Consider the following 11,864-nt stretch of genomic DNA (forward strand, 5'->3'; position numbering starts at 1 on the left):
CCTGAGCCGACTGCCGCACCGCGGACCGGTGGCGACACACCACCCGGAGCCCGTCCTGGACGTAGTCATCCCCGTGTTCAATGAGGAGAGAGATCTGGAGCCGAGCGTGCGGCGGCTCCACGCACACCTGTGCGAGAACCTCCCCTATCCGTTCCGCATCACCATCGCCGACAACGCCAGCACGGACAGCACCCCGCGGATCGCCGCTCGGCTGGCGGACGAACTGCCCGAAGCGCAGTGGCTTCGACTGGCCGAGAAGGGGCGCGGCCGGGCGCTGCGTACCGCCTGGTCGCTCTCGCCGGCCCCCGTACTCGCGTACATGGATGTGGACCTTTCCACGGAACTGACGGCATTGCTGCCGCTCGTGGCCCCGCTGCTCTCCGGTCACTCCGACATCGCCATCGGCACCCGCCTGGCTCCCGGTTCCCGGGTGGTGCGCGGCCCCAAGCGAGAGATCACCTCTCGTTGCTACAACGCCCTCCTGCGCTCCGTCCTCGCCGTGGGCTTCTCCGACGCGCAGTGCGGATTCAAGGCGGTGCGGCGTGATGTGGCCGAGCGACTGCTGCCCCTCATACAGGACTCGGAGTGGTTCTTCGACACTGAACTGCTGGTAATCGCCGAGCGTGCCGGGCTACGCATCCATGAGGTGCCGGTCGACTGGGTGGACGATCCCGACACCCGGGTCGACATCCTCGCCACCGCACTGGCCGACCTGCGCGGCATCGCCAGGATCGGCGGGGCACTGGTGCGGGGCACGCTGCCGCCGGGCGGGTCGCTCCGCGACGGTGGCACCGACGCGCCGGGCAGGCTCGCCACCCAACTCGTGTGCTTCGCCGCCGTAGGAGCCGTCAGCACCCTCGTATACCTGCTGCTCTACGCGGCGCTGCGCCCGGCGGCCGGATCCCAGGCCGCCAACGCACTCGCGCTGCTGGTCTGCGCCGTCGCCAACACTGCCGTGAACAGGCGGCTCACCTTCGGCCTCCGTGGCCGCGGCGGTGTGCTGCGCCACCAGAGCAGGGGCCTGGTCGTCCTCCTGATCGGCCTGGCGATCACCGGCGGATCGCTCGCCGCCCTGCACCACGCGGTGCCCTCGGCCGGGCAGGCCACCGAACTCGCCGTACTCCTCGCCGCCAACCTGGCCGCGACGCTGCTGCGGTTCCTGTTCTTCCGGGCATGGGTGTTCCGCGCATGAACAAGACCGTCGCCCGTACGACCGGGACCGGCACCCCGGGCTGGAACGCGAGGCTGTCTCAGCAGCCCGCCACCACGGGCCCCGACCACCGGCGCCGGCTGCGCCGTACAGTCGAGCACTACGGCCCCGTACTGGCCGTCTACGGCACGCTCAAGTTCATCGGCTTCGCCGCCTTCATGTGGCTGCTGCACTCCGCCGGGGACTACCGCACGAGGAACCCGCGCTTCGGCGGCGGCGCCAACCCGTGGGACGTCCTGGCCAGCTGGGACGGCTGGTGGTACCAGCAGATCGCCATGCACGGGTATGACCCTCGGCTAGTCCCGATCCCCGGCGCCACCGGCCCGATCACCCTCGAAGGGAACTCGGCGGCGTTCTTCCCGCTCTACCCGGCGCTGATGCGGCTGGTCTCCGAGCTCACCGGCCTCGGCCTGTACGGCGCCGGCCTGCTGGTCTCCGTCGTCGCCTCCTTGGCCGCTGCCCTGGGCATCTACGCCATCACCGAACGACTCGGCGGCCGACGGGCCGGGCTGGCCGCGGCCGGACTCTGGGCCGTCTGGCCCGGCTCCGGCGTGGAGTGGGCGGTCTACTCCGACTCCCTCTACGTGGCCCTGGCCGTCTGGGCCTGCCATGCCGTCCTGAGCCGCCGCTGGCTCACCGCCGGTCTCCTCACCTGCGTGGCAGGGCTCAACCGGCCCACCGCCGTGGCACTGATCGCCGCCGTCGCCGTCGCGGCCCTGCTCGCGCTCCACCGTCGCCGGGACGGCATCCTGCGTCCGGTGGTCGCGGTGGCCGTCGCCCCGCTCGGCCTCCTCGCCTATCTCGGCTGGGTGGGTCACCGAATGGGGGACTACAGCGGCTACTTCAGACTTCAGTCCGGTGCCTGGGCCCACGAGTGGGACTACGGCCGACACACCCTCGACGTCCTCACATCCGTCCCGGTGGGCCACGCCGACTATCTCTCCGCCTGGCCCTTCGCGGACCTGATCGGCGTCGGTGTCGTCCTGCTCGCGATCGCACTGCTTTCGCTGCTGATCCGGCTGCGTCCCCCGGTCGTCCTGATGGTCTACACCGTCCTCACCCTTGTCCTCGTCCTCGGCAGTCAGCAGATATTCGGCAACGTCTCCCGCTATCTGCTCCCCCTCTTCCCGCTCTTTCTTCCGCTCGCCCTCGCCCTGCGCCGCCTCGGCCCGACCCACCAGCTCATGCTCCTCGGCATCGCGGCCCTGGCCTCCGGCTCGTACGCGGGCTACGGCCTCTTCGAACTCGGCGTCCCGTAACCAATGGCCCCAGAAATGGATGTCCAATGACCGGCCCTGCCCAGGCGTCGCGCTGGGCCCGGGCGCGGCCGCAGCGTGGCGGCCTCGGTCGCCATGGCCTGGCGGCGCAGAGTCGGCATCCGGCCCACCCACACCCCGGCCGTGCCGCCGACGCCGTCGGCACTCGGATCGTGGAACCCGTCGGGATGACCGGGGCTGTGCCTGCTGCGGCGCTGGCCGGGGTGGGGCCGTGCCAGGATGGGCGCTGTGGTGTTCTTCCTCGCCGGGGTCCCTTAGAAGTCATCTCAATTGGTGAGCCTGCGGTAGCAGATGAGGGTGCAGGCGATGCTGGTGAAGGCGAGGAAGTGCTCGGCCGCGTTCGTAGCGGCGGTGGAGTCGGCGGCAGAGCGGGATCAGGGCCTGGCTGTCGTGGACGTCGGCACCGGAGATGCCGACGGACAGGGGCAGACCGGTCCGCTCGGTGATCAGGTGGATCTTTGAGCCGTACTTGCCCCGGTCGACAGGATTCGGGCCTGTCAGGTCCCCCTTTTCAGGGCCCGCACGTTCACCGAGTCGATCGCGCAGCGCGACCAGTCCAACTCGCCGCGGGAGCCGAGTTCGTCGAGGACCAGGCGGTGGAGCTTGGCCCACACCCTGGCCTTCGTCCACTCGGCGAAACGTCGGTGGGCCGTCGCGCCGGACGGCCCGAACGACGCCGCCGGCAACTGCTGCCACGTGCAGCCCGACGTGGCCACGAACACGATCGCGGCCAGAACCTCACGGTCACCATGCCTTCGCCGGCCACCGCCCTGAGGCCGCGACGGCGCCTCCGGCACCACCCGTTGGAACAGTTCCCACAAATCGTCCGGCACCAGCCGCTCAACAATCCCCGCCACGACCAACAGCCTACCCAACCAAATGAGATGACTTCTAAATGAGTGTGGGAGAAGGAGCGGGGTCCGGTGCGTGCGATCGCAAGGCGCCGGAGCGTCTGCGTGGCGGAGCCACGTGGGCGGTTCGGCAACGGCGCGAGCGTGCGCACCGGACCCCGCGACGCCGCAGGTATGTGTCAGACACCCCCTAGCCGGCGAGGTCCGCGCCGACCCGGGAGCGGGAGCGGTCGCGGAACCAGGCGCTCGTCCCCACCAGCGCCGCCGCCCCGACCCCGTACAGCGGCAGCCACAGGGTCGTCGTGGCCGCCAGGCATTCGGCAACGGCCTTGCGGGCCTGGTTCTGCTGCGCGAACGCCAGGGCCGCGCCGTCGCGGTGGGCCAGGTTCCCCAGCGCGGCCTCCGTCTGGAGGGCCTGGTACCTGCCCAGCAGCCGGCAGTCGGCACGGGTGCCCGGCATCGGAAACAGCCAGGCCTGACGTTGCAGCAGAGGGGCGAGTGCGATGGCCACGCGCAGGCCGACGACCAGCGCGTACGCGACCAGGCTGCGCAGATACGCCGAGCGGATGTCCGGCGTCCACTCCGCCCGTCGCTGGAAGGCGAGCATCACCGCCAGGAGTGTCACCCCGATGAATGTGGCGAACCACTGCCACGAGCCCTGGGCGAGCGCGAACGTCAGCACTGCGGCGAGCCCGATGCCGATGACCCCCGGGGCGGGAACGGCATCGCCCGCTGCCGCGGATGTCTGCCTCGGGGTCGCTCGGGGGCTGGGATGACTCACGGACCTCTCCTGCGCGCGGGGCCATCAGCATCCCCCACCGTGTGGCGGGGCCCCGGACGCCATGCCGTACCAGCCGGAGGTCCCGCCCGGATGGCCCGCTGCGGGAGGCGGCGACGGACTCGCGCCCGCCCGGCCAGAGCGGTCGCGGGAGGCATGCCAGCCCGTGCGTCAGACCGCGCGTACGGCAGTTACGGGTCGAGGGGGCGCTACGGCGAGTCGGCCGACCGTCGATTTCAGAGATCGGGTCGCCGGGGCCCGGTCGGTGGACGCGAGGCCGGACTCCCAGGCCCAAGCGGCGATGCCCACCCGGTTGCGTACGGCCAACTTGCGCTGGAGGAGTGCCATATGGGACTTGACGGTGGCGAGTGAGATCAGCCGGATGTCGGCGAGGAGCACGTCGCGGCGGAACCGAAGGGCGGCGTCCAGCGCGGCGGCGCCGTCCGCCGCCTCGCCGACACCGGGAGCCGGGTCCGGCGGAAGCCGATCTCCCGGCGGCCGCGCGCCGACGGATTTCACGAACAGTCCCCCACCCGACACGATATGCTGATGCAGATTGTGCAAACGGTTTGCAGAATGGGGAGGGTCATGGCTAATCGAGCGACCGATGCCGGGACGAACCAGAGTGTCGAACGAGCGGTCTCGGTGCTGCGCGCACTCGACTCCGGCCGCGCCGAACTGCGCGTCTCGGACGTCGCCGAGCTCACCGGACTGGGCTCCTCCACCACCTCCCGCCTCCTGTCCACCCTCGAACGCCTCGACATGGTCGAACGCGACCCCGTCAGCAACCTCTACCGGCTCAGCCTCGGCATCCTCCCGCTCGCCGCCACCGCCGCCAATCGCCACCCCGTCCACCGCGCCGCCCGCATGGTCCTCCAGGACCTCGCCACCCGCACCGGACTCGGAGCCAACGTGGCCATCCGCCGCGGCGCGGAGCTGATGTTCCTGTGCAACTTCGAGGGGACGCGCGCCCCCAAGTCCTACACACAGGCCGGACACACCGCCCCGCTGCACGCCACCGGCATCGGCAAGTGCCTGCTCACCGGACTCACCCCGAAGGAACGCCGCACCCTGCTCCCCGAACCGCTCGCGGCGCACACCGATCACACGACGACCAGCCACGACCTCCTCGACGCCGAGATCGACACCGTCCGCCGCACCGGCTACGCCGTCGAGGCCGAGGAGCGCGCCCTGGGCCGCGCTTCCCTCGCCGCACCCGTCCGGGACGTCTCGGGGGACGTCGTCGCCGCGATCTCCCTGTGGGGCCCCGCCTCCCTCCTCGGCAACCACGCCGAGGCCGAAGGGCAGCGCCTCGCCCTCACCCGCGAGGTCATCGAGGCCGCCGACGCCATCAGCCAGGCGCTCGGCGCCCTCTGAACCACGCAGTGAGGTGAAGGGGCGATGGGGCCCGGGGAGGCCGAACGACCTTTCCCGGGCCCCTTCGCCCTTTCGGCCTTTCAGCCCTTCGCCCTTTCAGCCTTTCAGCCTTTCAGCCTTTCAGCCTTTCGGCCTTTCGTTCCTTCGCCGCGCAGCCATGCGTCGCGCGGCTATGCGCCGTACGCCTTGAACGCGATCACGTGCGCGTGCCGCGCCCCGTGCGTCGCGTCCACCACGAGCCGCAGCGCGTCGGTGCGCACGGGCCCGCCGTCCGGGCCGACGAGCTCGTGCACGCGGTGGCGGCGGCGGTTGTCCGTCACCGTCAACAGCGTGCGCCAGGCGCCGTCGGGCTCGCGGCTCTGGACGCGGTAGTCACGGACCAGTTCCGGCATGACCTCGAACGGGGTGCGGTGGCGGTGCAGGTTGTTGAGGTACTCGTCGACGTCGTCGTCGAACACCACGCGCGTCTCGGTGAGCCGCTGCTCCTCGTCCCAGTCGAGGCGCAGCCACTCCGCGGCCCGGTCCGGGTCGGCCAGTCGCCGGGACGACCACATCTGCGGTCCCCCGTACGGGCGCTGGAATCCGCCGACGGCCCGCTCGGGCAGGAACGCGGCGGTGTCCGGGGCCGCGCGGAAGCCGAAGGTGCTGCGGCGCAGACCGCGGGCCTGCCACTCCAGGACCAGCTGGCCTTCCTCCTCCGGGATGTCGTGGTCGACGGCCGCGTCCCCCTCGACCCTGCTGCGCAGGGCGAGGACGCCGTCGGTGCGCTCGGGGACGAGGACCAGCGCCGCGCCCGGGCAGGCGCGCACGATCAGGACGACGTTCTCCGGGGCTTCCGGGCGGTGGCCGAGGCGGGCCGTGACCCAGTGGGGGCCGTCGGCCGGCACGGTGACCGTGGTGGTGAGCAGACGGTCGACGGGGACCGCGTTCTCGGGGCGGCCGGTGCTCCACAGCTCCACGGTGAGTTCGCTCGGCCGCTCGCCCGGCGCGCCGCGGACGAGCAGGTCGACCGTGTCGAGGGCGGGGTCCGCCGGCAGCAGCAGCGCGAGGTCGCGGGTGAGCGGGTACGGTTCGCCGGGCGCGGCCGGCGAGGGTTCGGCGGCCAGGCGGCCCAGGTGCGAGGAGGCGCTGACGCGGGCCGTGCGCGCCAGGTTGTCGGGGTCGTCGTCGGCGAGGCCGATGACCGAGGCGTCCTGCCGCAGCAGGGTGCGGCGCACCAGTTCGGGCCGCTCGGCGGCGAGTTCGCGCGGGTCGAGGCCCTCGGCGACGCACAGCGCGGCGGCCGTGCCCGCGGCCTCGCCGAGGGTGGCGCAGGTGGCCATGACGCGGGTGGCGCCGAAGGCGACGTGGGTGGCGGAGATGTTGCGCCCGGCGAACAGGAGGTTCGTGACGTTCGCCGAGTACAGGGAGCGCAGTGGGATGTGGAAGACGCCGTCCGCGTAGCGCTGGCGGGCGCCGGGCTCGTCGGCGTACATGCCCTGCACCGGGTGGAGGTCGACGGACCAGCCGCCGAAGGCGACGCGGTCGTCGAACTGCCGCTGGTCGAGGATGTCCTGCTGGGTCAGCACGTGGTCGCCGATGAAGCGGCGGTACTCGCGCTTGCCGGGGAGGCTGCCGACCCACTCCAGCGTCAGGTTCTCGGCGTCCGGGAACTCGCCGGAGTTCTTGATGTGGTCCCAGATGCCCATGATCACGGCCTGGAGTTCGTCGCGGATGCGCTCGTTGTCGTGGACGGTGTCGAGCTCGCCGCCCCACTCGATCCACCAGTAGTCGCAGCCGTTGTCGCCGGTGCGCAGCACACGGTTGCGCAGGATGGGAGTGGTGGAGAGGTCGCGGGCGGAGGCGGGCGGCACGAACTTCACCGGCCGGCCCAGGTCCTTGGTGTGGAACAGGATCGTCGACCCGAGCAGTGCCCCGTCCCCCTCCTCGGGCGCCCAGGGCTCGCCGAACTCCGCGTGGGCCTCGCGGCCGATGCGGTGGCGGGCGCCGGCGAGGTGGCCGAGCAGGCCGTCGCCGGTGCAGTCGAGGAACTGCCGTGCGTGGAAGGTGATGCGCCGCTCGGAGCCCATCATCCAGCCGGTGCAGGAGCGCACCTCGCGGGCGTCGTCCGGGCCGCTCGCGTCGACCTCCCGCACGTCAGTGTTGAGGTACAGGTCGATGCCCGGTTCGGCCCGGACGGCGTCGAGGACCACCTGGTCCCAGTAGTACGGGTTGCCCTCGGGGTTGCGGTACTGGTTCTCGGTGTACAGCTCGCCCATGATGCCGGTCTCGCGGGCCCAGCGGTGCACGCCGTGGGCGGTGGCGCCGCAGACCCAGACGCGGACCTCGCTGCTGGCGTTGCCGCCCAGGACGGGCCGGTTGTTGACCAGGGCGACGCGTCGGCCGAGCCGGGCCGCGGCGATGGCCGCGCAGGTCCCCGCCAGGCCACCGCCGATGACGGCGATGTCGTAATGGACCTCTTCTTCCCGCACGGTGCGGCCTCCTCGGTATGAAGCACGGATACTCTCCGCCACAGCGGAGCCGCCATGAACGTACATCACATGCATATTGTGCAACCACTGTTCAGCCAGTGGGATGTGCTGTAGGTTTCCGGCACAGCCGATGACACCGCCACCGCGGGCCGACAACCAAGCTCGCGGCAGGTGCGGCGGGTTCGCCGGTCTCACGCAGAACCGGCGATTCACCGACCAAAAGGGTTGACGCCGTCGCACGATATGGAGAACGATCCCGCATGCTGCAACTTGCGTTCAATGGAGCATGCATGGCATTCACACAGGGCCTCGGCCGAAGCAGGGGACAGGGCGGCTCACCGCTCGCGTCCGGGGGCGCCGCGTCCGCCCGGCGGCGCACGGCCTTCCGCGCGACGGCCTCCCGTGCCACGCCCTGCACCACCGCTCCCGCCCCGTTCGAGAGGACACACCCATGAGTACGGCCGCACCTCCCCAGAAGGCCGCTCCACGCCGTGAGGGGACCGGCGGACGGCTCTCCAACGGCGCGTTCGCACTGCTGCTGACCGCACCGGGGCTCGCCCTGTTCGCGACGATCATCATCTATCCGCTGCTGTCGGCGCTGTTCACCGGCTTCTTCAAGCAGGACCTGCGGCTTCCGGGCCGGGAGTTCGTCGGCCTGGACAACTTCGCCTACTGGCTGGACGGCGACTTCCTCACGATCCTGAAGCAGACGCTGGTCTTCACCGTCGGCGCGACGCTCGTCCCCTTCGTGATCGGCTTCGCGCTCGCGCTCGCGCTGAACTCGGGTCTCAGGGGCAGCGGCTTCCTGCGCGGCCTGTTCCTCTTCCCGTGGGTGATCCCGGGCGTGGTGGTCTCCTTCCTGTGGATGTGGATCTTCAACGCCAACTACGGCGTGCTGAACGGCGTCCTCATGAAGGCCGGGATCATCGAGGAGTCCGTCTCCTGGCTCGGCCGGCCCGGCACCGCCATGCTCGCCGTCATCGTCACCAAGACCTGGGCGAGCTTCCCCTGGATGATGGTGATGCTCCTGGCCGGTCTGCAGACCGTGCCCAAGGAACTGCACGAGGCGGCCTCGATGGACGGGGCGGGCTCGGTCCGGCGCTTCTTCGCCGTCACCTGGCCGCAGGTCCGCGGTGTCGCCTCGATCGTGCTGCTCCTGGAGTTCATCTGGAACTTCCAGCACTTCGACACCATCTACGTGCTCACCGGCGGCGGCCCGGCCGGCGCCACCGAGACCTTCGCGACCGCCGTGTACCAGACCGCCTTCAAGGGCTTCGACATCGGCCGGGCGACCGCGCTGGGCGGCCTGTGGATGCTGCTCCTGCTCCTCCTGGTCGTCGTCTACCTCAGGATCACCGAGCGGAAGGGCGACGCCCGATGACCTCCACGACCCCCGCGACCTCCATGACCCCCGCGAACTCCACGGCCTCCATGACCTCCGCCCCGCTGTCCGACGCCGACCGGCTGCCGCCGTCCGCCGCGTCCGCCGGGCGCACCTCGCGGCGCCGGATACGCAAGGACCTGCTGCGCTCGCGGATCGCCGCCTGGACCGCGGTCCTGGTGATCGGCGCCTTCGGCATGCTGCCGGTCTACTGGCTGCTGGCCACCGCCCTGAGCAGTCCCGAGCAGACATTCCAGTTCCCGCCGAGGCTCGTGCCCACCGACATCACCTTCGGCAACTTCACGGCCCTCGCCGAGAACAGCCAGCTGATCACGTATCTGGTCAACTCCCTCATCGTGGCCTCGATCACCGCCGTGCTGAGCGTGGTCGTCGCCACGTACATGGGCTACTCGTTCTCCAAGTTCCGCTACCGGGGGCGGCGCTCGCTGATGCACCTGGTGCTGGCCTCCCAGATGTTCCCGCAGGCGCTCCTGCTGGTGACGCTGTACGCCGTGTTCTCCAGCTTCGGCCTCCTGAACACGTACACCGCCCTGGTGCTGTCCTTCACCACGTTCACGATGCCGTTGTGCGTCTGGATGCTGAAGGGCATCTTCGACACCATCCCGGACGCCCTGCTGGAGGCGGCGTCCATCGACGGCGCGTCCCGGTGGCGGACGCTGCACTCCATCGTGGCGCCGCTGGCCGCGCCGGGCATGATCGCCGCCGGCCTGTTCGCCTTCGTCCGCGGCTGGAACGACTTCATCTTCGCGGTGACGCTGGCCGACAAGGAGAAGCAGACCCTGCCGCCCGGCCTCGTCTCCACCTACATCGGCGAGTTCCAGACCGCCTGGCCCGAGTTGATGGCGGCCTCGCTCATCGTGTCCGTCCCGGTGGTCATCGCCTTCATGTTCCTGCAGCGCTACCTCGTCGGGGGCATGACCGCCGGCTCGGTCAAGAGCTGAGCCCAGCGCCTCGGCCACGAGCCGAGCCCAGTGCCTCGGTCACAAACCGAAACCCGCGGGGCCCGGCGGAGAGCTGAGCCCCGCGGGCTCCGCCCGCACCCTCCCCCACGCACTCCCTTCCGCCCCTTCCCCGATGGAGACACCATGACCACTTCTGGCATCAGCCGGCGCGGCGCGCTGCGCATGTTCGGCATCGGCGCGCTCGGTGTGGCCGGCGCCGGCGTGCTGGGCGCCTGCGCACCGTCCGGCGCCGGCTCCTCCTCCAACGGAGGCGACACGAAGTCCAAGAACTTCGACTTCACCTCCTGGTCGCTCAACGAGGAGGCCGCCAAGCCCGCGATCGAGAAGATCATCGCGGCGTGGGAGAAGGCCGAGAACTCCAAGATCCGCTCGGTCTCGTACCCGTACAACGAGTACCTGAGCCAGCTCACCCTCAAGCTCGGCGGCGGGGAGACGACCGGCGCGGTGCACCTCGACATCGCCTGGCTCGCCGCGGTGGCGCAGATGGGCAAGCTCGCCGACCTCGGCGCCGTGGCCCCGAAGGGCGGCTACACCAACGTGGCGCTGGACAGCGGCACATACGACGGCAAGCAGTACGGCCTGCCGTGGAACACCGGCTCGATCGGCCTGATCGCCAACTCCCAGCTCCTGGAGAAGGCCGGCATCAAGAAGCACCCCACCACGGTCGAGGAGTTCGAGGACGCGCTGCGGGAGCTCAAGGGGCTCGGCGGCGGCGTCGTGCCCTACGCCGCGGCCACCAAGGTCGCGCAGCTCAAGGACATCTTCCCGTGGATGCAGACCTTCGGCTGCACGCTCCTGGAGGACCAGAAGGTGACCATCGGCGACGACGCCTCCGTCGACGCGGTCACCTGGTACAAGAAGCTGCACGACGCGAAGCTGATCGCCGCGGACGTGGACCGCTTCGACGCGCGTGCCCTGTTCGGCCAGGGCAAGGCCGCCTTCTACGACGACGCCATCATCGGCAAGGGCGTGACCTCGGCCCAGTCCAAGGACAAGTCGCTGGCCGACGCCATGCGGCCGATGCAGCGCCCGGTGCTGCGCCCGGGTGACACGCCGCAGGCGCTGCTGTGGGGCGGCGTGATCGCGATCGTCAAGGGCAAGGGGCAGGACGCGGCGACGCAGTTCGCGCTGCACACCACCTCCGACCGCGCCACCACCTCCGCGTACTTCGCGTCCCGCGCCCTGCCGCCGTCCACCACCGCGGGCCTGGCCGCCCCGGAGGTCGCGAAGGACACCTTCACCACCGAGTGGACCGACAAGATCACCAAGACGGCGACCGGCAGCCCGTTCTGGCAGTTCGCGCAGAACGCCCAGATCGAGGAGGCCGTGGCCAAGCAGGTCCAGGCCGTCCTGGTCGGCAGGTCGAAGCCGAAGGACGCGATGAAGAAGGCCGGCGAGGAGGTCGCCGCCCTCATCAAGCGCTGAGCCGGCGCGTGACGGCCCGAGGGCCCGGTGAAGGTCGTTCGGCCTTCACCGGGCCCTCCTTCGTCTCGCATATGTCTTCCCCACAACGTATTTCAGATCCGCATTGTGCAA

At 70.7% G+C, this 11,864-nt stretch carries 9 protein-coding genes and 1 pseudogene; 6 read left to right on the top strand and 4 right to left on the bottom strand.

Annotated features, from left to right (window positions below):
- Position 1 precedes the first annotated feature (1 nt).
- Together WA762_RS09245 and WA762_RS09250 are read left to right on the top strand one after the other, a co-directional pair.
- Entirely contained in the window at positions 2 to 1,192 is a 1,191-nt protein-coding gene (locus WA762_RS09245; protein ID WP_335934894.1) for a bifunctional glycosyltransferase family 2/GtrA family protein, read from the top strand.
- Positions 1,189 to 2,469 carry a glycosyltransferase family 39 protein gene (locus WA762_RS09250; RefSeq protein ID WP_335934688.1) on the top strand — a complete coding sequence of 427 codons (1,281 nt, stop codon included), beginning with the start codon at positions 1,189 to 1,191 and terminating at the stop codon, positions 2,467 to 2,469. The genes WA762_RS09245 and WA762_RS09250 overlap by 4 nt, the downstream gene beginning before the upstream one ends.
- Before the next feature lie 284 nt (positions 2,470 to 2,753).
- On the opposite strand, the pseudogene WA762_RS09255 reads toward WA762_RS09250, so the two are convergent.
- From WA762_RS09255 to WA762_RS35660, 3 genes and pseudogenes are all read right to left on the bottom strand, one after another.
- Positions 2,754 to 3,350: pseudogene (locus tag WA762_RS09255) on the bottom strand (IS5 family transposase).
- A 178-nt stretch (positions 3,351 to 3,528) separates the two neighbouring features.
- Positions 3,529 to 4,119, bottom strand: a complete 591-nt coding sequence (locus tag WA762_RS09260) for a hypothetical protein (RefSeq protein WP_335934690.1) — start codon at positions 4,117 to 4,119, stop codon at positions 3,529 to 3,531.
- A 168-nt stretch (positions 4,120 to 4,287) separates the two neighbouring features.
- Positions 4,288 to 4,635 (bottom strand): helix-turn-helix domain-containing protein, encoded by a 348-nt coding sequence (locus WA762_RS35660; protein ID WP_443080550.1) that lies wholly within the window; start codon positions 4,633 to 4,635, stop codon positions 4,288 to 4,290.
- A gap of 69 nt (positions 4,636 to 4,704) precedes the next feature.
- Here WA762_RS35660 and WA762_RS09270 point away from each other — a divergent pair, with 69 nt between their 5' ends.
- Positions 4,705 to 5,493 carry an IclR family transcriptional regulator gene (locus WA762_RS09270; protein ID WP_335934692.1) on the top strand — a complete coding sequence of 263 codons (789 nt, stop codon included), beginning with the start codon at positions 4,705 to 4,707 and terminating at the stop codon, positions 5,491 to 5,493.
- 170 nt (positions 5,494 to 5,663) lie between these two features.
- On the opposite strand, the gene WA762_RS09275 is transcribed toward WA762_RS09270, so the two are convergent.
- A complete protein-coding gene (locus tag WA762_RS09275) occupies positions 5,664 to 7,964 on the bottom strand; it encodes an FAD-dependent oxidoreductase (protein ID WP_335934694.1) in 2,301 nt (766 codons plus the stop codon).
- 451 nt (positions 7,965 to 8,415) lie between these two features.
- Between WA762_RS09275 and WA762_RS09280 the strand changes: the two genes are divergently transcribed.
- The 3 genes from WA762_RS09280 to WA762_RS09290 all read left to right on the top strand — a co-directional run bounded on the left by WA762_RS09280 (position 8,416) and on the right by WA762_RS09290 (position 11,753).
- A complete protein-coding gene (locus tag WA762_RS09280) occupies positions 8,416 to 9,345 on the top strand; it encodes a carbohydrate ABC transporter permease (RefSeq protein WP_335934696.1) in 930 nt (309 codons plus the stop codon).
- Positions 9,346 to 9,395: 50 nt separating this feature from the next.
- A complete protein-coding gene (locus WA762_RS09285) occupies positions 9,396 to 10,307 on the top strand; it encodes a carbohydrate ABC transporter permease (protein WP_335934896.1) in 912 nt (303 codons plus the stop codon).
- A gap of 144 nt (positions 10,308 to 10,451) precedes the next feature.
- A complete protein-coding gene (locus tag WA762_RS09290) occupies positions 10,452 to 11,753 on the top strand; it encodes a sugar ABC transporter substrate-binding protein (RefSeq protein WP_335934698.1) in 1,302 nt (433 codons plus the stop codon).
- The last annotated feature ends 111 nt before the right edge of the window (positions 11,754 to 11,864 follow it).

Source organism: Streptomyces tyrfis (genome assembly GCF_037034285.1).
Taxonomy (GTDB): domain Bacteria; phylum Actinomycetota; class Actinomycetes; order Streptomycetales; family Streptomycetaceae; genus Streptomyces.

Bases quoted from the DNA above. Each gene is read 5' to 3' on its own strand.
- WA762_RS09250 (WP_335934688.1), top strand. From the start codon at position 1,189: ATGAACAAGACCGTCGCCCGTACGACCGGGACCGGCACCCCGGGCTGG.
- WA762_RS09270 (WP_335934692.1), top strand. From the start codon at position 4,705: ATGGCTAATCGAGCGACCGATGCCGGGACGAACCAGAGTGTCGAACGA.
- WA762_RS09280 (WP_335934696.1), top strand. From the start codon at position 8,416: ATGAGTACGGCCGCACCTCCCCAGAAGGCCGCTCCACGCCGTGAGGGG.
- WA762_RS09285 (WP_335934896.1), top strand. From the start codon at position 9,396: ATGACCTCCGCCCCGCTGTCCGACGCCGACCGGCTGCCGCCGTCCGCC.
- WA762_RS09290 (WP_335934698.1), top strand. From the start codon at position 10,452: ATGACCACTTCTGGCATCAGCCGGCGCGGCGCGCTGCGCATGTTCGGC.